This is a genomic window from Shewanella sp. HL-SH2 (genome assembly GCF_051164935.1).
Lineage (GTDB): Bacteria > Pseudomonadota > Gammaproteobacteria > Enterobacterales > Shewanellaceae > Shewanella > Shewanella glacialimarina.
Map to the genome: position 1 here is coordinate 4,195,653 of NZ_CP195035.1, position 22,600 is coordinate 4,218,252.

16 protein-coding genes, 1 tRNA gene and 1 pseudogene are annotated in these 22,600 nt (G+C 40.0%); 8 read left to right on the forward strand and 10 right to left on the reverse strand.

Features of this window, described 5'->3' with window-relative positions; translation table 11 throughout:
* Window positions 1-121: 121 nt before the first annotated feature.
* A pseudogene (locus ACRWP9_RS18470) lies at window positions 122-2,317 on the forward strand (S46 family peptidase); the annotation flags it as partial.
* Window positions 2,318-3,221: 904 nt separating this feature from the next.
* On the opposite strand, the gene ACRWP9_RS18475 reads toward ACRWP9_RS18470, so the two are convergent.
* From ACRWP9_RS18475 to ACRWP9_RS18495, 5 genes are all read right to left on the reverse strand, one after another.
* Window positions 3,222-4,823, reverse strand: coding sequence for a methyl-accepting chemotaxis protein (locus ACRWP9_RS18475; protein WP_434927202.1), 1,602 nt, complete (start codon window positions 4,821-4,823; stop codon window positions 3,222-3,224).
* A gap of 311 nt (window positions 4,824-5,134) precedes the next feature.
* Window positions 5,135-6,220, reverse strand: a complete 1,086-nt coding sequence (locus tag ACRWP9_RS18480) for a GGDEF domain-containing protein (protein ID WP_434927203.1) — start codon at window positions 6,218-6,220, stop codon at window positions 5,135-5,137.
* A 174-nt stretch (window positions 6,221-6,394) separates the two neighbouring features.
* Window positions 6,395-7,960 carry an alkyl hydroperoxide reductase subunit F gene (gene ahpF, locus ACRWP9_RS18485; RefSeq protein ID WP_434927204.1) on the reverse strand — a complete coding sequence of 522 codons (1,566 nt, stop codon included), beginning with the start codon at window positions 7,958-7,960 and terminating at the stop codon, window positions 6,395-6,397.
* Between the two features lie 150 nt (window positions 7,961-8,110).
* Window positions 8,111-8,680, reverse strand: a complete 570-nt coding sequence (gene ahpC / locus ACRWP9_RS18490; RefSeq protein ID WP_434927205.1) for an alkyl hydroperoxide reductase subunit C — start codon at window positions 8,678-8,680, stop codon at window positions 8,111-8,113.
* A 224-nt stretch (window positions 8,681-8,904) separates the two neighbouring features.
* Complete coding sequence (locus ACRWP9_RS18495) at window positions 8,905-9,648, reverse strand: spermidine synthase (RefSeq protein WP_434927206.1); 744 nt, start codon at window positions 9,646-9,648, stop codon at window positions 8,905-8,907.
* A gap of 128 nt (window positions 9,649-9,776) precedes the next feature.
* On the opposite strand from ACRWP9_RS18495, the gene ACRWP9_RS18500 reads away from it, so the two are divergent.
* Window positions 9,777-10,316, forward strand: coding sequence for a mechanosensitive ion channel domain-containing protein (locus ACRWP9_RS18500; RefSeq protein WP_434927207.1), 540 nt, complete (start codon window positions 9,777-9,779; stop codon window positions 10,314-10,316).
* A gap of 119 nt (window positions 10,317-10,435) precedes the next feature.
* Here ACRWP9_RS18500 and ACRWP9_RS18505 read toward each other — a convergent pair whose 3' ends face one another.
* The 3 genes from ACRWP9_RS18505 to ACRWP9_RS18515 form a co-directional block, all read right to left on the reverse strand.
* Window positions 10,436-11,173, reverse strand: a complete 738-nt coding sequence (locus tag ACRWP9_RS18505) for a dienelactone hydrolase family protein (protein WP_434927208.1) — start codon at window positions 11,171-11,173, stop codon at window positions 10,436-10,438.
* 59 nt (window positions 11,174-11,232) lie between these two features.
* Complete coding sequence (locus ACRWP9_RS18510) at window positions 11,233-12,222, reverse strand: 2-hydroxyacid dehydrogenase (RefSeq protein ID WP_434927209.1); 990 nt, start codon at window positions 12,220-12,222, stop codon at window positions 11,233-11,235.
* A 279-nt stretch (window positions 12,223-12,501) separates the two neighbouring features.
* Entirely contained in the window at window positions 12,502-14,283 is a 1,782-nt protein-coding gene (locus ACRWP9_RS18515; protein WP_434927210.1) for a flavocytochrome c, read from the reverse strand.
* 244 nt (window positions 14,284-14,527) lie between these two features.
* On the opposite strand from ACRWP9_RS18515, the gene ACRWP9_RS18520 reads away from it, so the two are divergent.
* The 5 genes from ACRWP9_RS18520 (at window position 14,528) to ACRWP9_RS18540 (ending at window position 20,646) form a co-directional block, all read left to right on the forward strand.
* Entirely contained in the window at window positions 14,528-14,944 is a 417-nt protein-coding gene (locus tag ACRWP9_RS18520; protein WP_434929140.1) for a hypothetical protein, read from the forward strand.
* A 21-nt stretch (window positions 14,945-14,965) separates the two neighbouring features.
* The gene (locus tag ACRWP9_RS18525) at window positions 14,966-15,256 is read left to right on the forward strand and encodes a hypothetical protein (protein ID WP_434927211.1); all 291 of its coding nucleotides are present in this window, start codon (window positions 14,966-14,968) and stop codon (window positions 15,254-15,256) included.
* A gap of 87 nt (window positions 15,257-15,343) precedes the next feature.
* Window positions 15,344-16,021 (forward strand): bifunctional tRNA pseudouridine(32) synthase/23S rRNA pseudouridine(746) synthase RluA, encoded by a 678-nt coding sequence (rluA, locus tag ACRWP9_RS18530; RefSeq protein ID WP_434927212.1) that lies wholly within the window; start codon window positions 15,344-15,346, stop codon window positions 16,019-16,021.
* A gap of 69 nt (window positions 16,022-16,090) precedes the next feature.
* Window positions 16,091-16,552 (forward strand): transcriptional regulator AsnC, encoded by a 462-nt coding sequence (gene asnC, locus ACRWP9_RS18535; protein ID WP_226415817.1) that lies wholly within the window; start codon window positions 16,091-16,093, stop codon window positions 16,550-16,552.
* Window positions 16,553-16,788: 236 nt separating this feature from the next.
* On the forward strand, window positions 16,789-20,646 hold the full coding sequence (locus tag ACRWP9_RS18540; protein ID WP_434927213.1) for a S8 family serine peptidase: 3,858 nt from the start codon (window positions 16,789-16,791) through the stop codon (window positions 20,644-20,646).
* A gap of 521 nt (window positions 20,647-21,167) precedes the next feature.
* Here the strand turns inward: ACRWP9_RS18540 and ACRWP9_RS18545 are convergent.
* Window positions 21,168-21,252: transfer RNA gene (locus ACRWP9_RS18545), tRNA-Leu, on the reverse strand.
* Between the two features lie 404 nt (window positions 21,253-21,656).
* Here ACRWP9_RS18545 and ACRWP9_RS18550 point away from each other — a divergent pair.
* On the forward strand, window positions 21,657-21,794 hold the full coding sequence (locus tag ACRWP9_RS18550; RefSeq protein WP_226413189.1) for a DUF3149 domain-containing protein: 138 nt from the start codon (window positions 21,657-21,659) through the stop codon (window positions 21,792-21,794).
* Between the two features lie 158 nt (window positions 21,795-21,952).
* Here the strand turns inward: ACRWP9_RS18550 and ACRWP9_RS18555 are convergent, their stop codons facing one another.
* On the reverse strand, window positions 21,953-22,564 hold the full coding sequence (locus ACRWP9_RS18555; protein ID WP_434927214.1) for a superinfection exclusion B family protein: 612 nt from the start codon (window positions 22,562-22,564) through the stop codon (window positions 21,953-21,955).
* Window positions 22,565-22,600 lie beyond the last annotated feature (36 nt).

Sequence of the window (22,600 nt, forward strand, 5' to 3'; positions counted from 1 at the left end):
CTCCAAAATTCTAACGACTTGCAAAAAATATGGTATAACACCGTTGTCGAATTTAGCTGAGTGATATTAACCCAGCGGCGATTGTAAACATACGGAAAAATAAACTGCATAAGGAAAAAACATGCGTATTACATTGATAGCCGCTTTAGTGTTGTCATCGGCTTTAGCCTATGCAGATGAAGGCCAATGGCAACCCTACCAGATGCCTTCTATCGCCGATAAACTGATTGAACGCGGTATTGAAATTCCCGCAACACAACTTGCTGATCTAGGTCAATATCCAATGAATGCGGTTGTCAGTTTGGGCTATTGTACCGCCAGTTTCGTGTCTCCCCAAGGCCTAGTTGTCACAAATCATCATTGCGCCTATCGCGGCATTCAATATAACAGTAAAAAAGAACACAATTACCTTGCTGATGGCTTCTTAGCTAAAACAATGGCCGATGAGCCTTCTGCAGGTCCTAATGAACGTTTATACATTACTGAAAATGTAACAGATGTTACTCAGCTTGTTACTGCGGATTTAAGTGATGAGCCGTTAATTCGATATGAACAAATTCAAACTAACAGCAAAAGTTTAATTAAAATATGTGAAGCCGATAATAACTACCATTGTTCAGTAAATAGTTATCATAACGGTCTAGAATATTTCCTGATAAAACAGCTTATCATTCGCGATGTCCGCTTAGTCTATGCACCACCTGAAAGTATTGGTGGCTATGGCGGTGATATTGATAATTACGAATATCCTCGCCACTCGGGTGATTTCACCTTTTTGCGCGCTTATGTTGGCAAAAATGGTAAACCTGCAACTTATTCGGCAGACAATGTCCCTTTTCAACCTAAAAGCTATTTAAAAGTGAATACTGACGGTGTTAAGGCTGGCGATGGTGTATTTGCCGCCGGTTACCCGGGATCGACTAGTCGTTACAACCTCACTAGTGAACTTAAATTTGCCAGTGATTGGTTATACCCAACCCTTGCTGCCCGCTACCTGTTACAAATTGACACTATCACCCAAATGGGAAATATAGATAAAAACATCGCGATTAAATATGCCGGCACTATGGCTTCGATGTCAAATAGGATGAAGAAGCTTAATGGTCTATTAGATGGCTTTAAAGCGACCGATATTGTCGGCATAAAACAAAGTAGAGAAGACGGCTTTTTAGCATGGTTAAAAAAGGATGAATCTGCTAACCCACTATTAATTCAAGAGCTTGAAGTCTTACTTGCTGAACAACAGAAATATGATCAAATTAACTATTATTTTGAAAACGCGCAATCAAGTGCCTTACTGCTTGCTGCTAAAAGTTTGTACCGTTTAGCACAAGAAAAGCAAAAACCTGATGCTATGCGTGAATCAGGTTACCAAAAACGTGATATGAAAATGTTCCGTGCAGGCCTGAAGCGTATTGATAGCAGCTTTGATATTGAAGTGGATAAAACCTTATGGTTACAGGATTTAAACGCCTATATTGCACAACCCTTAAAAGTTAAAGTATTCGATGACGCACTAAACAATAGTTCTGACCACCAAGGATTTGTCGCCAAAATTCATGGCATATATGCGTCAACAGAGCTAACAGATCAAGCAACCCGATTAGCTTGGATAGATAAAACGGTTGAAGAATTTCAAACCAGCACAGACCCTTTCATCCGCTTAGCGGTTGAGTTACATGATACTAATATGGCACTGGAACAAGAAAGTAAGGTCATTGAGGGTAAATTATCTAAAGCTCGTCCCGAGTATATGGCTGCGATAATAGCTTACTATAAAGCCAATAACTGGCCTGTTTACCCTGATGCAAACCGTACTTTACGGATAACTTATGGCATGGTTGATGGTTATCAGTCTAAAGATGCTTTATACAAGCAGCCATTCACCCGTTTGCAAGGTATTGCTGCTAAACATACAGGAGCAGAGCCATATAATGCCCCGATTAAGTTATTAGCCGCTATCGCGACTAACGATTATGGTAAACATACTGTTCAGTCGATATATAACGATCCACGCTCTTGGCTGTGTAGACTTATATCGTGCATTGAGCCTAAAGATGATTTTAACTCGGTTCCGGTTAACTTTTTATCGAGTGTCGATACCACGGGCGGCAACTCAGGCTCACCGATATTCAATGGTAGAGGTGAGCTAGTGGGTTTAAACTTTGACTCTACATACGAAGCTATTACCAAAGACTGGTTCTTTAACCCAACTATCACTCGCGCTGTTCATGTCGATATTCGCTATATATTGTGGATGATGGATCAAGTTGATCATGCGGATAATTTGATTAAAGAATTAACCCTAGTACGTAACCCCGAGTTTCAACCTTTCATTCAACTAGAAGAAACTCAACTAGAAGAAACTCAACTAGATGAAATTCAACTAGAAGAAACTCAACTAGATGAAATTCAACTAGATGAAACTCAACTAGATGAAACTCAACTAGATGAAACTCAACTAGATGAAACTCAACTAGATGAAACTCAACTAGATGAAGCTCAACTAGAAGAAGTCAAACTAGATGAAGCCAAACTAGAAGAATCTCAACTCGGTAAATCGCAACTCGATAAAGCTCAACTCGAAGAAGCTCAACGAGAAGAAGCTCAACTAGAAGAAGCTCAACTAGAAGAAGCTCAACTAGAAGAAACTCAACTAGAAGAAACTCAACTAGAAGAAGCCAAACAAGCTAAAGTTAAGCAAGCTGAATTTGAACAAGCTAAAGTTAAGCAAGCTGAAGTTGAACTAACTGAAGTGGAACAAGCTGAAGTGGAACAAGCTGAAGTTGAACAAACTGACGTCAAACCAGCTGAAGTGAAACCAGCTGAAGTTGAACAAGCTGAAGTTAAACAAACTGACGTCAAACCAGCTGAAGTTGAACAAACTGACATCAAACCAGCTGAAGTGAAACCAGCTGAAGTTGAACTAACTGAAGTGAAACCAGCTGAAGTGAAACCAGCTGAAGTGAAACAAGCTGAAGTGAAACAAGCTGAAGTGAAACCAGCTGAAGTTGAACTAACTGAAGTGAAACCAGCTGAAGTGAAACAAGCTGAAGTGAAACAAGCTGAAGTGAAACAAGCTGAACTGAAGCTAAATAAAGCTCAACAAGATAAAATTGAACAATAGAAATTACTAACGGCAATACACGAAAATGGCGCTCACTTGAGCGCCATTTTTTTACACTATATCAACTCAGCTATCATTTAATCAGGGCTAATATTTATAACTTAAATTGTGAGGTTGCATTTTTAAGTTGCACTGCAAAATCATCTAATCCTTGAGAAATATTATGTACTTCACCTAAGATATTTAAGGTGTTCTCAAATGATTCATTCATTTCAATGACATTTCCGCCCACTTGTTCAGCCACAACTGATTGTTGTTCAGTCGCTGATGCAATATGGGTATTCATGCTATTTATGCTGACAATTTTGGATTGAATAGATTTAAGTACATCACCAGTATCTTTGGCATAACGCTCATTGTCTGATGATTTGGTAATTGCCGCATCCATAGTGGAAACAGATGACACTGCAGCAACTTTTAATCTGTCTAATACTTGACGAATTTCTTTGGTTGCGTCGGCCGTTTTAGATGCTAACGCGCGCACTTCATCAGCCACAACCGCAAAGCCTCTACCTTGTTCACCCGCTCGTGCTGCTTCAATTGCGGCATTCAGTGCTAACAAGTTAGTTTGCTCCGCAATCGAGGTGATCACGTTTAAAATAGAACCGACACTTTCAGTATCCTTGGCTAATTCATTAATAGAGTTAGAGGCTAGCTCTATACCTTTATTTAACTCTTGTGAAATATTAATTGTACGTTGAACCACAGCCAACCCGGATGTCGCTTCACGCTCTGCTTCTTGCGCAGCTTCTGCAGCTTGTTGCGCGCTAAGTGAAATATTATTGACAGAATGACGCATCTCTTCCATCGAAACTTGTACATTACGCGCATCTTGGCTTTGCTGCTGAGTTGCTTTGGTCGCTAAGGACATTCTTTCTTTCAAAGATTTAGCGCTGTCCAATAATGGATTGGTTACACTCACAACGCCTTGAATTGAGTCAGCTAACAAGCGTAAGAAACGATTAAAGTTACTGGATACCTGACCAAGCTCATCGGTACCAATCACTTTTAATTGATGACGTAAGTTACCTTTACCATCTGCTAACTCGCCTAACGAGCTTGCCACGTCACTGGCAGAGCTGCTGATTGAACGAGCAATAGATATGGTTGCAATAGCCATGATAATTAATAGGGCAATACCAATACCTAAGGTGAGATATAAGCTTTGTTCGGAACGATTACTGGCTTCAGCAAGGGTTGATGAAAACTCATCGACTTTATCGATTTTATATTGATTAATCCCCCGAGTCAGCGTGTCAAATATTTCTGATTTTTTGTGACTAATTTGACCTACTTGACTCATGTCTATGGTGCCATCGAGCATGCCACGAGCCAGCTTAGAGGTCATTTCATTATATTGTTCAAGTGAGCGAGATAATGATGATAACGCTTGTGACTGATTACCATCTATTGTACTGAGTTTGTTGAGATTTGAATCTAAGGACTTGAACACCTTAGTGGCATTAGCCAATAAATCTTCGTCAGCAAAAGAAACCGATTGTGTATATAACTCATCTAATCTCTGCACAAAGATAACGTTTTGATTGGCAAGTTCAACACGCTCGCTGACCTTACTCTGCATAAAGTTCATGGTGTCTTGGTTTTTATTTATTGCCACTATGCTAATTGCTAAGTTGACAGTAAATATGACCACAGACAATACGAATATTAATCCCACTTTTTTAAAAATGGACATGTTATTAAACCAATTCATACTTCGCCCCCAAGCGATTATCGACATATAGTGAATCTTATTAAAGATTTCACAGAGCTAAAATTTTTAACATATCTCGGTCCGTGAGAGGCTGTGGCACTTATTTTTGTTTTTACTTAACCTAAAAAAGATCGATATCTGTAATCATAGTCAACAGATGCCTTAATTGGTGTAAAAAATTATAACAAATCTATCTTTAGTCCTATTGATTATCATCATCTTTGTTTATCGGCTGTGCAAGCATAAACTAAACTAAATAATTGAAAGCTTTCATTATGTTAAAATGAGCTAATTTAATAGGCAAAATGATTTCGAGACGTGCGTTTTACTTGATAAAGTTTTTCATCAGCTAAATGGCATAATTCATCTGCAGACATACCGGGCAGTAGAACAGCAATACCCTGCGACACAGTGACCTTATCACTCACACTGGAGTCAGGGTGTAAAATAGCTAATTGCTCAAGTTGCTGTTTGACTTTTTCCGCCACGATAATCGCGCCAGCAAGATCTGTTTCAGCAAGCAATAATATAAATTCTTCCCCACCATATCTTGCACAAAGATCACGCGGACGATGAACGATATTTTTAAGCATATTAGCAAAGCTAATTAAACATTTATCACCTTGTTGATGCCCCAAACTATCATTAAGTTTTTTAAAAAAATCGATGTCAATTAAGATTATTGCCAGTGGCTGCTTAGTTCGTTCACTGTTGGCAATTTCTTTGTTAATGACATCATCAAAATGACGTCGATTAGCGATTTGGGTCAGTCCATCCTTAATAGCCAACTCTTCTAGCTCTTTGATTAATCTTTGGTTATCAATATCTTTTTGTATCGCCCGTTTAAACCATGTTTCTGTAACATGATGTCCGGCAAAAACTATCACCACAAAGCACAATAAGCGAATACCTGAAAACCACAGTTCTGAGGTCACATACAACACATTAATACTGAGGTGATAAGCTGATAAAATAGCAATTATGCTAAAGAACATTGCTCGATTAGGAAAAAGTGATATGCCAAATGCCAGCACCAACATATCAGTAATCGTGATAGCCGCGCCAATAAAGCTGGCAGAATAAATTAACAGTGAAGTGGTAAAAATAAGCCAACTGAGAAACAAGAATATAAATGAAAAATATGAAGAGTTAATTTTTTTAGGCAGTAATTTACTCGCTATAGTATCAGTAAGAAACAAGCTTAGCATTAAGGGCAGCATAGATAACAGCATGTTCGTTAGCGGTATTTCACCATAAATATACCAAGGCCGATTTATTAACACTAACAGCAATAAACCAAGCGAAAGTAGCTTTAGGCCAATAAAGCTTTTCTTTAAATAAAGCTGTGTTTCATTGTGCAGTTGCTGCTCAAAGGTCATTTTGATGCATGCTCTTATTATTTGGTTAAGGTAATTGTAATTGCTCAAGTCCAAATAGACAAAGTGAGTCCTCAAAATAAAAAGCCAGCAAAAAAGCTGGCTTGAATAAGATACTAAATTGGAAAACTCAAAAACACTCTGGCCAAGTCTAATCCAATAATCAAGTCGAGTTAATTATGCAGCTTGCTCTGCAGCATTATCAGAGTGACGGATCAAATAATCGAATGCACCTAACGAGGCGGTTGCACCGCTGCCCATAGCAATAATAATTTGCTTATAGGGAATATTAGTCACATCACCTGCGGCAAACACACCAGGTATCGATGTTTGACCACGTGCATCAACGATAATTTCACCGCGTGGCGTTAAATCTACAATGCCTTTTAACCACTCCGTATTAGGCACCAAACCAATCTGTACAAAAATACCCGCTAAAGTCACCTCATGGCTGTCACCTGTTTGACGGTTTGTATAGGTTAGTCCAGTAACACGACTGCCATCACCATTCACCTTGGTCGTTTGTGCTTGGGTAATAATAGTAATATTACCCATAGATTTTGCTTTACGTTGCAACACTTCATCTGCACGTAAAATACTATCAAACTCAAGCACAGTGACATGTTCAACAATGTTCGCTAAGTCAATGGCTGCTTCAATACCTGAGTTACCACCACCAATTACAGCTACACGTTTACCTTTAAATAATGGCCCGTCACAATGTGGACAATAAGCAACACCTTTACCACGGTATTCTTTCTCACCTGGTACATTCATTTCGCGCCATCTTGCGCCAGTTGCCAGTAACACTGTTTTGCTCTGTAATATAGCACCATTAGCCAGTTCAACATCGAATAAACCGTTTGATGCCAACTTAACTACCTTCTGGTTTTCCATCACATCGACATCATAATCCTTAACGTGATTTTCAAGGTTTGCGACCAGTTTTGGTCCTTCTGTTTTAGAAACTGAAATAAAGTTTTCAATACCGACAGTTTCCGCAACTTGGCCGCCAAATTTTTCAGCCACTATTCCAGTAACCAAGCCTTTACGGGCAGAATATATTGCTGCAGAAGCACCTGCTGGACCGCCGCCGACAACTAACATATCAAATGCTGACTTTTGGTTTAATTGCTCCGCTTTGCGGCTACCCGCATTTTTATCTAGCTTATTTAATACTTCTACAACGCTGATAGCGCCTACAGAAAATGACTCACCATTTAAGTAAACTGATGGAACCGACATGATATTACGCTGCTCAACTTCTTGTTGAAATAACGCGCCATCAATCATCACATTGGTAATATTTGGGTTAATTGCCGCCATCATATTCAGTGCTTGAATAACCTCAGGACATGTCTGGCAGCTTAATGACACATAAGTCTCAAAATGGTATTCACCTGGCAAAGAACGAATTTGCTCAATAGTGTCAGCGTCTAGCTTAATTGGGTGACCGCCGCTGTGTAATAAAGCTAATACCAGAGAAGTGAATTCGTGACCCATAGGTAAGCCTGCAAAGGTAATGCTGGTAGTTAATTCAGGGTTAATCACTGTCATGCTTGGACTGCGTATTCCTGTAGCTTCAATACTGCTAACCAGTGCAGAGCTATCGACTATGTCTTGTACTAGGCTTTTAAGCTCAGCTGATTTTTTTGAGTCATCAGTTGATACCACTAACTCAACTGGATGTTTAAGATTCTGAAGATAAGTTTTCAGTTGATTTTTTACGTTGGTATCTAACATAACAACTCCTAAGAATGATATTTGTCTAAGGGAAACAAAGATTGGAAAAAATAAAAGAGTGCAAGGCTGGAGATTGCCAGTTAATGCAGGGGCATTAACTGGCTGGATATACTATCTAACGAGTCATCTATTTCGCGTTAGCAGTTAGCCTTAAATCTTACCGACTAGGTCGATTGATGGCGCCAACGTTTCTTCACCTGGCTGCCATTTAGCTGGACATACTTCACCATCGTGACTAGCAACATACTGAGCAGCTTGAATTTTACGCAGTAATTCAGATGCACTACGGCCAATACCTAGGTCGTGTATTTCAGCTACTTTAACTTGGCCTTCTGGGTTAATAACGAAAGTACCACGCAGTGCTAAACCATCTTCTTCAATCATCACACCAAAGTTGCGAGTAATAGTACCCGTTGGGTCACCAATCATTGGATAGGTGATTTTACCTATAGTGTCTGAACTTGAGTGCCATGCTTTGTGAGTAAAGTGAGTGTCAGTTGATACTGAGTAAACCTCTACGCCCATTGATTGAAGCTTTTCATAATGGTCAGCCATATCACCTAATTCTGTAGGACATACGAAGGTGAAGTCAGCTGGGTAGAAAAACACTACAGACCACTTGCCTAATAAGTCTTGCTCTGTCACTTCAACGAATGCGCCGTTGTGAAATGCTGTGGCTTTGAATGGCTTGATAGTGCTGTTGATAATTGATTGTGTCATGATTAACTCCATTGTATTAATTAACTTAGTAAGGTTTTTTAATGTGGACTTAGTTTTAATTTAATCTTGCTTTAAAACTGCGCCCTGTTTCGATGGAGTTAGAATACGCTGACAGGTTAATTATGTATAACGGATAAAATCTATCATCCTAATCGGTTTTACAACTGAACCATAATCCGTTATCGATTTATTATATTGAATAGTAGAATGTTTAAAAATAGCGATTACTGCCAAGGCTCAAAACGGGTGAGCACCCTAGGTATATTAATATCTAACGATTGGGATAAAGTTTGCTGGTTGGCTTTATTACTCATTGCAGCAAGCCCCTGGCTTTGATTTGTAGCAAAAACAACCCAGTTGCCCCCGCCAGTTAAACACGCATGAATATGACTAAAGTGCATCTGTAAGTGGCTGAGTAATGTCGTGTTGTTACGGTGTTCTTTCCAGCAGTTAAGTACCAATATCCCGTCGGCTTTAAGCCCTAAGTAACATTGCTCGGTAAACTCAGCGGATAGTAGTGTTGGGTCAACTCCCTTTTCACTGTAAATATCGACAAACAACATATCGCATTTCTTAAAATCACCAGCCTTTAGAAAATGATTAGCGTTTTGATGAATAACAGTCAGCTTTTTACCTATGGGTAATTGAAAAAATCGTTTAGCGGCGTGAATAACCTGCTCCCTTAACTCTACGGCAGTGATTTTAATCGCCGCATCGTAATGACGTAAAGCATGCACTAACGCACCACCACCTAATCCTAAAATCACCACACTTTTAGGCTGCTTTGCCATTAATGCGCATAACATAGCTTGCACATAGGTATGCTGAGGGACAAAAGGCTCTGTTTTATCCATTTTACTTTGTTCATCATTATCACCAAATGATAAGACCCTAAAGTGGCCATCATCAAGCACAAATATGTCACCAAACTCATCGGCACTTGTGTGTAACACTTTATAATCAGACATATCATTCCATCTTTAAATTTAAAATAAATTAAATTAACTTTAAATTAATCAACAAGCCAAATTGCTTGAAAAGCCGTATTATAACTGATCACAACTGCATATTGAGATTGTATTATTTAGGACGTGTTATGTTGAATCAAACTATGATGGTGTTGCTGTATTTAGGGATGTTTATCATTGCCCAAAATCAGCTAAAGAAGTGGATTAAAATTCAAGCCATTAAAAAACAGGTTAGTGAAGTGCGTAGCCGATTGGTGACGAGACTGATTTCATATTTTATGTTTTTTGTTACCTTGTCCGTTATTGCCATTTCATTGGGTTTAGGCTACCAAGAAGTGTCATTATTCGTCTCATCAGCATTCGCTGTACTAGGTGTGGCCCTGTTTGCTCAATGGTCTATTTTGAGTAATATTACCGCAGGCGTATTGATCTTTTTCGTATTTCCGTACCGCATTGGCGATCGGATCAAAATTGTTGAAAAAGATGAAGATATGTCTGGGGTAATCGTAGAAATATCCTTATTTCATATTCTGCTTAAACGCGACTCAGGTGATGTAATGACTTACCCAAATAGTTTAATGCTCCAAAAAGGGGTGATTAAGCTAGCGAATGACGCGCCGACCAAACAAAAAGTCACCGCTAAACGGGTTATTCCCAAACGGTTATAATAAACTAACCTCAATTGTAAAACGTAAAAGGCGCCTGAAGCGCCTTTTTGTTGTCTATCATAGTGACAATTTCACGCTTTCGAGGATTTTTGATAATAACACCATTAAAACAGTGAAGTTTAATTCAAGGTTCGCTGAAAAAAAGCCACCGCTTGCAAATACATTTGCATAGCTAATGCGGGGTCGTAACGCTCGCCTTCATCGCGCATAAAGGCGTGTTGAGCATTCACTTCTAACCAACTAAAATTAGCGTTTACTTGCTCTAACTGATGATAAATAGCTTTACGCCCTTCACTTGAAACGTGTGGGTCTTGCTTGCCAAACACCATCACCAACTCACCTTTAATATCACTCGCACGGGTAAGCGAATCATTATCAGGCTTGCACGGTAACGTATTAGAATGAATATCGGTTGCATATAAACAAAATGCGCCCCTAATATCAGGATTCAATGCAGCACGAAACGCTAAGTGACCGCCAATACATACGCCCATTGCGCCAACTTTATCACTGCAATAGGTTTGCGAACGTGCAAAATCAATTAATGCCTGGGTATCACTGTCATGGTGCTCAAGCGGTTTGGCAAACTTATCTTGGTTGCCTTTATCTTTGCCTGCATCATCATAAGCCAATACTGTCCCTATAGGATTAAGTTCATGAAAGACTTCAGGCACCAACACGACAAAACCATGCCCCGCCATGATGGCTGCGGTACGCGCTATTGGCGCAGTTAACTGAAAAATTTCAGAATAAAAAATCACACTAGCAAACTGCCCTGCTTGATCAGGGCGAAATACCGTGGTGCGCATTGTGCCTGTAGGCGTGGTAATATCATGTACTTGGGTTGAAATAATCATAATGCCTCTTGCAAAAAATTGGCGCCATAAGACGCCAATCTATCAATAATGAGTCTCTGTTAACAGAGCTCGTTGCCAGATTTGTCACCTGCTAGCAGCGCTTTAACATTATTCAAAGTGGTTAAGGCTATCGCGTTTAAGGCTTCTTCGGTTAAAAAGGCTTGATGCCCAGTGAAGATAACATTGTGGCATGCTGATAGGCGCCGAAAAACATCATCTTGAATTATTTCACTGGATTTATCTTCAAAAAATAATCCTTTCTCATTTTCATAAACATCTAGCCCTAATGATCCAAGCTGACCTTCTTTTAAGGCTTCCATTGCATCTATCGCATTGAGTAAACCGCCACGGCTAGTATTAATTACCATCACCCCTTTTTTCATTTTATGAAAACTGCTTTGACACAATAAATGATGATTATCCGCAGTTAAAGGGCAATGTAGACTGATGATGTCGCATACCGGATAAATCTCATCCAAACTGACATATTCAACCCCTAACTTAGTAACCGCGGGGTTAGGATAGGGATCATATGCCAAAACTTTACAACCAAAACCTTGGAGTATTTTAATGGTCGCTAGACCAATTTTACCGGTACCAATAACACCAACAGTCTTACCAAACATGTTAAAACCAACTAACCCTGTTAGGGCAAAATTAGCATCACGTGTACGTTGATACGCTTTATGAATTTTACGATTAAGGGTTAGCATTAACGCAACACTGTGCTCAGCGACAGATTCAGGCGAGTAAGCAGGGACGTTAACAACCTGCATTCCCAAACGCTTTGCCGCAACCAAATCAACATTGTTAAAGCCTGCACAGCGCATCGCAATGACTTTTGTGCCCCCTTTGGCTAACTCAACTAATACTTCTTCACACAATGAGTCGTTAACAAAAGCACAAACAACTTGAAAGCCTTCTGCCAGTTTGGCATTTTGCATGCAAAGTCGATAATCAAAATATTCAATTTGTGCACCAAACTCTTTATTTGTGCGATTAAAGTGATGAATATCATATGTTTTAGCACTAAAAAAACCAATTCTCATAATATGTCCTACAGCTAAAGGCTTAACAATACTGCTGTATTTCTAGACTCACTCTTAGTTAAAAGCGCGTTAGGTCTACCAGCCAGTTTGTCAGCAAACTCAATTTTGTATCCAGTGTATGTGAATGACGCATTGATGTCGTTAATAAGTCGCTACAAAAATCGAAAATGTGAGTAGTTTCGCCCTATTTATGGCGGGCCATAACAACAAAAAAGCGAGCCTGATGAAGGGCTCGCTGAGAATGTAAATCGCCAATTGCAAAACAAATAACGGCTTATCTTAATGCTCTTTAGCGTATTTTGCTGCTTGCTCTCCGGCAATACGACCAAAAGTGACAATATCTGAAATCGCATTACCGCCGAGCCTGTTGGTACCATGCACCCCACCAGTAATTTCTCCAGCAGCAAACATCCCAGGAATATTTTTACCACTGACGCCTTTTACTTCGGTTTCAGTATCAATAACCACCCCACCCATGGTGTGGTGTACAGCTGGTGCCACTTCGATAGCATAATAAGGAGCAGATGCTAATTCTCGAGGTAAGTCTTGACGTTCAAATTGAGTATCTTTGCCCGCTTTAACTATTCCATTGTAATCAGCTAATGTTTTGGTTAACTCTGCGTCAGGCATGTTGAGTTTTTTAGCAAGCTCGTTTAAATCTTTGCCTTCATTAACTATATGTAAGTGAATATAACCTTCTATTTTACTCAAACTTTTACGCACTGAGTCATCAAATACTAAGTAAGCACTGGCGCCTTTTTGATTTAAAATAGCAGCCGATGCTTTGTCACGTGTGGTTAGCTCATTAACGAAACGTTTACCATCACGGTTAACTAAAATTGCACCATTACCACGGACTGCTTCAGTCACCATAACGCCACCCACAGGTGAGTAAGTTGGATGCGCTTGTACGTATTGAAGATCTTTGGTTGCAGCGCCTGCTAACTCAGCAACATCTAATCCATCGCCAGTAGCACCAGCATGGTTAGTAGATTTAAAGCCTTTTAAGCTAGGGTCATACTTAGCCACACGTTCATTATTTTTAGCAAAGCCACCTGTTGCAATAACAACCGAGTCTGCATTTATCACGTAATAACCTGTGTATGCACCTTTAACTAAGACACCGGTGACTTTGCCGGATGCATCTTCAATAATGCGCACAACACGACTATTAAGCCTGATATCAGTATCACGGCTTATTGCAGCATCCCAAAGTACTTGTGCCACATGTGCGCCAACGCCTGCACCACCAGTGGGACGATGACTACGATTAACACTCGCGCCTCCCATACGGCCAACATCGGTTAAATCTGCACCTAATGCTGTCAACCAATCAACGGAATCAGATGAATTATTCGCTAACACTTTTACCAATGCAGGATCATTAAGATTACCGCCCCCCTTCATGGTGTCATCGATCATAACTTGTTTTTTATCTTCAATTTTCAGTGTTGCTTGGGCTTTGGTTTCTGCCGCATTCATGCCCCCTGCGGCTAATTTTGTATTACCACCAGCCACTGGTTCTTTTTCTAATAAAATAACTTTAGCACCATGATTACGTGCAGAAACGGCCGCCGCTAAACCCGCACCACCTGAACCAATAATAACCACATCGGTCGTTTCTTTTGCACCTTTAGCAATCGCTTGATCTTGTGCTGTTTTGTCGGCATTAACTGGCACAAACTCACGCTGCCATTTCCCCGAAAATGGCATTTGATATTCAAAGCTATGGCAAGAATCACAGTAAGTGACTGACTTTTCATGCCCAGAGTGACAGCAGGTACAGCTAACATCGCCAATTAAATGTGATTGATGTGGTGAAACAATACCTTCTCGCTCTGTTTCGGCAACTTCCTTTAGAGTGCCGTGACAACTGGTACATTGGGCATTTTCATAGGTTAAGTTGTCGTCAGTTGGCCCTTTTTTATTAACGTGACAAGTATCACAACTACCCATTTCAGCATGAAAATCGGCTAAGTTTTCTGGTGCTGCATATGTAGCTGAACTTAACGCACCCGAAACCAGTAACGCTAATAGTGATTTTGTTGTGTGTGTTAGCATTATATCCCCCTGCCTTGCGGCATTAATCGTACAACTAACATACCACCCTCTAAAGAGGTACACTGGTAGCAAGGTCACACATCAATAAACCACATTAAATTTATGGATATATTTGCGTGTCAGCGCATTGTTTAACATAGTCAGATATTGATTTACCTCCCAAAAACTAAGCTGATTTCTGCTAATTAACTTTGGGGTTGTTAATATGATTAGACTCAACCGATGATAAGAAGCTTTAATGAGCATGCATGCAAAACAGCAACGGCTTTCCGAAACACGCTTTTGGTTTGAACGATTAACCAAAACGGGCCTTAGGGCGTTACATATTATTGGTGTTGTTGGGGCTGGTGGCGGCATATTACTGCACGTTGATAAAAGTTTATGGTTGCCTTACTGGATCATCACCCTGACAACAGGGATTTTGCTGATGACATGGGAAATTATCAGAGACTGGCACTGGCTGATTCAATTAAAAGGGGTGCTGACGCTTACCAAGGTTGGATTATTATTTTTGTTGATGCCACTAACTGATTGGCAGGTGGAAATTATTACTCTTTTAGTATTACTTTCGGTGCTGGTGTCACATGGTCCTGCTGGTCTGCGTCATTATTCAGTAGTGCATCGCAAGGTTATCCATGGTAAAAAAGAGATTAAAGGTTAGTCTCTCATCAAAGGACACAGGATGTTCCCCTATCCAGAACAATATCGCACTGCGACGCCCCCACTGACAACCACTTTTATGGTGTTTTGGGCTTTACTGAGTCACAGTGTTTTTGCCGATGCGAGTCCATTTGCACTTTACCCACTAATAATGTTGTTTCCATTTGTTATTTTATTTCATGGTTATTTAATTTGGCTAGCAAAGGGAATGAGTCGATTAGATCAATGTTTTTATGCGCTAGTACATATCCCATTGGCATTTGTGGTGTGGACATTTACCATTATGCTGGTCAATGGCGAAGCTTTTTCTTAAGTTAGCTTTTTTATGATCCACTTGCATCTTATAAGGTGGATCAGTATCTTTGCCATCCTTTTGTATCTTCTGTTATAGAGATCTATCATGGCTGACTTTATCTACCAACCAGCAACTGAACCTTGGCTGGATATTATTCACCAAGATAAAGATATTATTGTGGTCAATAAACCTTCTGGCTTGCTGTCGGTTCCAGGCAGAGAAGCGCAATACCATGACAGCGTTTATTATCGCGTATTACGTGACTATCCTAATGCACAAATCGTTCACCGCTTAGATATGGCAACATCAGGAATTATCGTCTTAGCCTTACGAAAAAATGCGGAGCGAGAATTAAAGCGTCAGTTTAGAGATAGAGAAACCCACAAAGTGTACTTTGCCCGTGTTGCAGGTCATATGAAACAGTCTGTGAACCGTGTATCGCTGCCATTAATTTGTGACTGGCCGAATCGTCCCAAACAAAAGGTCGACCATGTTGTGGGTAAACCCTCTGAAACCCTGATTGACATTATCAGCTACGCTAAGCGTTCAACCCTGGTAAAATTGACCCCTATTACTGGTCGCTCGCACCAACTCCGTGTGCATATGATGGCATTAGGCCATCCTATTCTTGGTGATGGTTTCTACGCAGACCCATTAGCAAAAAGTTTGGCACCACGCTTACTGCTACATGCCACCGAGTTATCTATAAAGCATCCTTACTCAGCGCAGCTAATGCACTTTAGTTCGTTACCCAATTTTATAGAGCCAATCACTGAACAGTAATTTTGATAGTAATTACATAACAAAAGACGTAAATTAATGCCTATTCAAATAGAAAATAGGCATTTTACTGTGGATAGCTCATTTCAGCGCGACCAACTTGACAACCAAATTTTATCCGCATTAATGGGAGATGCTCGCACACCATTTGCCGAACTGGCTAAACGATTTTCAGTGAGCGCTGGCACCATTCATGTCCGCGTTGAAAAAATGAAACAAGCAGGCATCATAACAGGGGCACAAATTACCGTTAACCCTAAAGCATTGGGTTACGATGTTTGCTGCTTTATTGGCATTAATTTGAAAAGTGCCGGTGATTATCCCGCCGCAATAGCAAAATTAAATGCATTAGATGAAGTGGTTGAGGCATATTATACTACGGGTAATTACTCCATTTTTGTAAAGGTAATGTGCCAATCTATAGATGGATTACAACATGTATTGATTAATCGTATACAGTCAATAGACGAAATTCAGTCCACAGAAACCTTAATTAGCCTACAAAACCCTATAGTAAGGGCGGTTAAGCCTTAGAACAATTAGCTATAAGCTAATATAAGCAACATACTATTCCGTATAATAAAAACAATAGTTTTTTCCTTTGACTCATTACATTTGTTGCCCAGTTGTGATAAAAATGTCTGCGGCGCATTACATGATGCAACATAAACATTATAAAAATATTACAATTACACCCCACGACCTATCTACGGATTGTTATTCAATTCTTAAGACACACATTGAGGGTGACTTGAAACAAGGAAGACGTTGTGAAGACTAAACTATCACTCGCTATTTCAGCGGCATTAATTTCAAGTGTTACTTATGCGAACACTGATTACACTGGTTTACAGTATTCTCCAGAATTACAATCCACTGACAATTATAAAAAATCTACTGTTAAAGCAAATGGTATAACAGCTCCTCAACGCTTTATTGTTGAGCTGTCTTCTCCAGCAGTAGCGCTCTATCAAGGTGGCATTAAAAACTTATCTGCCACAGCAATCAAATCTAAAGATGGTAAGATTGACATTCAATCGGCTCCAGTTAAAGACTACGCTTCACACCTAACTGCAGAGCAAAATAAATTTGCCAGCGCGTTAACTAAAATGGCGGGCAACGCCAAAGTAGAACGTAAGTTCAAAACACTATTTAACGGCGTATCTATTGCCGGCCAAGGTTTAACCATTGAAGCTTTAATGGCAATTCCTGGTGTTAAGGCGGTTTACCCTGAAACAATGTATGAAGCACAAATGGATGCTTCACATGAGATAATCAATAGCCAAGCAATGTGGAATGCAGTTAACGGCATGGAAAATGCTGGTAAAGGCGTTAAGGTTGCTATCATTGATGGTGGTATTCGCCCAGAAAACCCAATGTTTGCAGATGACGGCTTTGAAGCGCCAAAAGGTGCTCTTCCAACAGATGATTACTGTTCAACAGTTGATACCAGCTTTTGTAACAACAAACTCATTGTAGCTCGCTGGTCTGCTCCTACATTCCCAGTTTGTGCTGACGAATATATGAGCCCACTAGGTTATGGTGGTCATGGTACTCACGTTGCTGGTACTGCTGTAGGTAATAAAGTTGATGTAACTTATGAAGGCGTAGATGTCACCCTTTCAGGTGTTGCTCCAGCGGCTTACTTAATGGCCTATAAAGCGCTTTACAACAAAGAGGACTGTTCTGGCGGTAGTGGTTCTAACATTATGCTTATGGAAGCATTAGAACACGCTGTAAACGATGGCGCTGATGTAATTAACAACTCTTGGGGTGGTGGCGCTGGTGGCGACCCTGCTAACAGCCCATATAAAACAATGTTCGAAGCAGCTGAAGCTGCTGGTATCGTTGTTGTTACCGCAGCTGGTAATGATGGTAATGGCGCTAAAACTATTGGTTGTCCTGCTTGTATCGAATCAGGTATCACAGTAGCAAACAGCACTACCGGTCGTTTCTTTGCTAACGCATTTAATGCTGGCGGTGAAGACTTACTCGCTATTCCTGGATCTGATACTGTTTTTGAACTAGATATTACCGCACCAATTATTGCGGCTAAAAATATTGCTGCCGAAAACTTCACCGGTTGTGCGCCTTTTGCTGCAGATTCTTTCAAAGACGGCATAGCACTTATTTCTCGTGGTGCCTGTAATTTCAGCTTAAAAGCGACTAACGCAATGAATGCTGGCGCTAAAGCCGTTGTGGTTTACAACAGTGCACCAGGCGCTCCAATTACCATGTCTATGCCAGGGGTTACTTTCCCATCTGTTATGATTTCAAAAGCAGATGGTGACTCAATTATTGATTCATTAGGTGACACAGCTACAGCTGGTACTATTTCTGCTGAAATCAAGCGTATAGTATCCCAAGGCCTTGCTGATATGATCAACCAATCGAGCTCTCGCGGGCCTAACGGTAATGAAAATATCTTAAAACCAGACTTAGCTGCTCCTGGTACAAGTATTTTATCTGCATTCTCTCCTGATGATGGCGGAAAACCTTTCAATGCCATTACAGGTACAAGTATGGCAAGTCCTCACGTTGCAGGTGCAGCGGCCTTAATGGCGCAATTACACCCAGACTGGTCTGCCATTGATATTAAAACAGCACTGACTTCTACAGCCCAAATGGCTGACATTTTAGATGATGACGCTGTTACACCGGCATCACCATTTGCTATGGGCGCTGGCCGTATGGATTTAGACGCTGCAGCTAAAGCAGTGTTAACTTTCGATAAGCCTTCTATTGCTGCTGATTCATGTGTAGGTGTATGTACTTTCACACGTACAGTTAACAACAAAAGTGCTGAAGCAACATCATGGGCTTTAGCAGCTAAAGCTGACTCTGCTGGCATAATGGTTTCTCCAACAACATTAGAACTGGCTGCTGGAGAATCTGCAACCTTCACGGTTACTGTTGATTCTTCTTACAGTACTTATGGTGAGTGGATATTTGGTAACATCATGCTAACTAGCAATGATGGCAAACAAGGTGCACACCTACCTCTAGCTGTACTTGCTAGAGAAACAAGTGACTCTTCTTTAATCAACACCTTTACTACCGATGCTGATATTACCACTGCTGATGAATTTGAAATCAAGGCTGTTGTCAATAACACTATGTTTGACGGTAATACCACCATCACAGCTACAGCCCCTAAAGGCACAAAACTGACAAGCAAAGATGATGTTATGGTTAACATGGCAGATGCGACTCAGAATGGTATGAGCGTTGATGAAAAAACGGGTGTAATTACTTGGGTTGGTACTATGAAACAGCCTAAGATGGTTTCAGCTAAAGGAACTGGTTCTTATCCAAATATCGTTGACTTAGGGTTCGGATATACACCACCTTGTGCCGATGGTTGTGATGAAGTTAATTTTGTATTTGATGTTCCAGCTTATAAGTACAATGGTCAAACTTACACTAAGATAACTATGTCAGATAATGGTATTGTTATCCCAGGTAGCAGCACTACAGCTGGTACAGCAACCAACAAGCAGCTACCAGATGCGGGTACCCCTAACAATATCGTTGCACCTTTCTGGGCAGACTTTGATTTGACAGATGGTACAGGTGACTCAGGTGGCGGTACTGTATCAATTGACGTACTAACAGCGGGTGCCACCAAGTATATTGTTGTTGAGTGGAATGACGCACAAATCTATGCTGATTCTTCAGGTGATCAATATAGCTTCAGCGTATGGTTCAAGGCAGGTGATACAGAAGAAGTAACATTTAATTACTTCAAAGTACCTACTATTCCTGCTGCATTAACAATTGGTGCGGAAAATATCGGCGGCGCTATTGGTACAACTTACCACTTCAATGGTACTGGTGGAACGGTAGCAGCAAATGATTACGTAGAAATTTCTGCAGCAGCAGCAGGTAGTGTCGAGTTAGCTTATAAAGTAAAAACTACTGAGTTTAACTTTGGCCAAGCTGATGCACTAGAAATTGTTGAAGACAGTTCTGCATCAATGAATGTGCTTCTTAATGATACTAAAGCCGATCAAAAAGTGGCTCGAGTTCAAGTATCAGGTTCTGGTATGACAGCAAAAGCACAAAGTGTAATTGATGTAATGCCATCTGGCGCACTAACAAATGTAATGATTTCTAAGCAACCAGCAAATGGTACTGCTGTGATTTCAGAAACAGGTGAATTAACTTACACTCCAAAAGCAAACTTCTTCGGCAAAGATACTCTTTCTTATACCGCTGAGGATGCAGCAGGAAATGTAATTACACCAACTGCTGTTTCACTAACAGTTAGTAATGTTAATGATGCGCCTACTGTCGCTCCAACATCTACTGATAAGATTGTTGGCTTAACAACTTATGTTTCTTCAAATGCTAAAGATCTTGATGGTGATAAGCTAACTTATACTTGGGTACAAACTTCTGGGCCTACTGTAAGTTTCGATGCTGCAGCGAAAGACATTAGCTTTATAACTACAGAAGTTGCCACATATGCTTTCACTGTTATGGCTAATGATGGCAAGCTAGACAGCAACCTAGGTGAAGTCTCGGTCAAATCAACACCAAAGCCAGATAATGACAATGGTGGTTCTCTAGGCTGGTTAACAACGTTATTACTACCTTTAGCGGCGTTCCGTCGTCGTAAGCACTAATCAACAAAGTTAACGTGTAAAACAAAAAACCAGTTGCTCCGGCAACTGGTTTTTTGTTAGTGTAACGCTCGATTTATTCATCTGAAACATCAGCATGAGATGTCGTATCAAACTGTTCGATTTCAGCAAACCTGCTAAATCAGAAACTTGATCCAACCATTTTAAACTGACGATTAAACCCCTCTGCTGCAGTTTGTTGTAACTGCCTCACAATGCGTTCTGCTTCAGAGAATTAATACCCTGCTATTTGATATGCTTTGGACTTCCCAGACTGTCTAGTGAAAGCTGGGAAGTCCACTTAGCTAAGACTCTAGAGTTAGTCTTGACGGTAAAATGCAGATAATAGAACTCTCGATTAAATGACTTTGACGGCTATCAATTCTTTTCTAAAAATTAGATGTAATAATCTCATAGTACAGTAAGAGCAGAAATAAAATTAAAGGAAGGGGCGTACTTGTATCAAGTATCACTAAATAAGCATAAAAAAAGCCCCATTCAATTAAGAACAGGGCTTTAAATAATGGTACCCGAGGACGGACTTGAACCGTCACTTCTTTCGAAATCGGATTTTGAATCCGACGTGTCTACCGATTTCACCACTCGGGCAGTGCCTTTTAAGCTATATTTAGCTTTGCAAAGAAATCTTAAAAAAATATCTTTGCAAAACTCTAGTATTACTTCACTTAATGAGTATCAATTAAGTGAACAGAATTATACCCATGCTTATGACAATGGCAAGTCCTTTGGGTTGACTTTACTGACAAAAGTGAACAATTGCCTAAATTCTCAACGCTTCCTCAAAATAAGCTGTAAAAAACACCACTAATTTAAAAAGTTCGCTGTAGTGAGCAGAAGCTAATTTCTACCAGCTAGAGCACATAAACGCCATAAAGATCACATTTACACACTGGTATACCTAATAATAGAGTCAATCATTGATCAAGATCAGTTTTGCAATTTTATTTCAGCATTATGATAACTAGGACTTCACAAATAAAAGGATAGATATCATGGCATTTTGGTTAGATTTAATGTTTGGAAACCCAATTGGATTAATGTCTATGATTGTCATTTTTAGTACTTTGGGAATTGTATCTTACTTAATGTGGATGTTTATTGTGAAGTCTGCACCAGGCAATGATGAATAACATCATTGCTATAATATTATATCTGTTCGTTATTCTTAGTCATTTACGATAATTATAAATTCTGATCCATTTTAGGGGCTAATTTAGCCCCCTTTCTTATTGCGCAAATTTCTATAAAACAGAGTTTCTGACACCTTTGTCTCTAAAAATGAAGGCTATTAAGCTGCATGTTTACGGGGTTGAACTAGGCCACTGATAAAGTGAGGTCTGGTCTTCAATAAATAAGTCAACTCTTCTTGTGTAGGCTCTCCTGCAGGTAAACGTAGCACGTCACGGTTTAAATAAATCCTCGCAGGCATGGAGATTTTATACTCTGCTGTAGGACCTTGAATCGCATAATGGCGCTGGTTACCTAGCTCTTCCAGAATATTGGTATGCAATAAACTTTTAACTGCCAACTCATTTTGGGGCAATGCTAATATAGTTGCACCTTGTAAAAAGAACTCTCTCAACAACGCCCTTTCGGCAGGATCAAGTAGTTTTACTTTAGCTTCTATAGTTTCAACTGTTCTTTTTTGACGTAAATGCTGAATAGACTCATCAGCAACAAAGCTCACCAATTGGCTTAAAAAGTATGCAGCCCCCACGATTAAAGCTAAACCAATAAGATAGTTATACTGTGCCACAATTTCAGCAAGGGCTAACTGAGACAACAGCTCTTTCGGGGCAAATAATAACCCCAAGCATAACACTACCAACCATAACATCGCACTCATGAAAGTACGCTTTGCATTACTCAAGCTAATTGCTTTAATCATCGCTTTTTTCATCACAGCCTCAGTGTCAGAAATTTGAACATCTAATGC

Excerpts from the sequence above, each read along its gene's own strand:
- ACRWP9_RS18475 (WP_434927202.1), bottom strand. The coding sequence starts at position 4,823 with ATGTCCATTTTTAAAAAAGTGGGATTAATATTCGTATTGTCTGTGGTC.
- ACRWP9_RS18480 (WP_434927203.1), bottom strand. The coding sequence starts at position 6,220 with ATGACCTTTGAGCAGCAACTGCACAATGAAACACAGCTTTATTTAAAG.
- ahpF (WP_434927204.1), bottom strand. The coding sequence starts at position 7,960 with ATGTTAGATACCAACGTAAAAAATCAACTGAAAACTTATCTTCAGAAT.
- ahpC (WP_434927205.1), bottom strand. The coding sequence starts at position 8,680 with ATGACACAATCAATTATCAACAGCACTATCAAGCCATTCAAAGCCACA.
- ACRWP9_RS18495 (WP_434927206.1), bottom strand. The coding sequence starts at position 9,648 with ATGTCTGATTATAAAGTGTTACACACAAGTGCCGATGAGTTTGGTGAC.
- ACRWP9_RS18500 (WP_434927207.1), top strand. The coding sequence starts at position 9,777 with ATGTTGAATCAAACTATGATGGTGTTGCTGTATTTAGGGATGTTTATC.
- ACRWP9_RS18505 (WP_434927208.1), bottom strand. The coding sequence starts at position 11,173 with ATGATTATTTCAACCCAAGTACATGATATTACCACGCCTACAGGCACA.
- ACRWP9_RS18510 (WP_434927209.1), bottom strand. The coding sequence starts at position 12,222 with ATGAGAATTGGTTTTTTTAGTGCTAAAACATATGATATTCATCACTTT.
- ACRWP9_RS18515 (WP_434927210.1), bottom strand. The coding sequence starts at position 14,283 with ATGCTAACACACACAACAAAATCACTATTAGCGTTACTGGTTTCGGGT.
- ACRWP9_RS18520 (WP_434929140.1), top strand. The coding sequence starts at position 14,528 with ATGCATGCAAAACAGCAACGGCTTTCCGAAACACGCTTTTGGTTTGAA.
- ACRWP9_RS18525 (WP_434927211.1), top strand. The coding sequence starts at position 14,966 with ATGTTCCCCTATCCAGAACAATATCGCACTGCGACGCCCCCACTGACA.
- rluA (WP_434927212.1), top strand. The coding sequence starts at position 15,344 with ATGGCTGACTTTATCTACCAACCAGCAACTGAACCTTGGCTGGATATT.
- ACRWP9_RS18550 (WP_226413189.1), top strand. The coding sequence starts at position 21,657 with ATGGCATTTTGGTTAGATTTAATGTTTGGAAACCCAATTGGATTAATG.
- ACRWP9_RS18555 (WP_434927214.1), bottom strand. The coding sequence starts at position 22,564 with ATGAAAAAAGCGATGATTAAAGCAATTAGCTTGAGTAATGCAAAGCGT.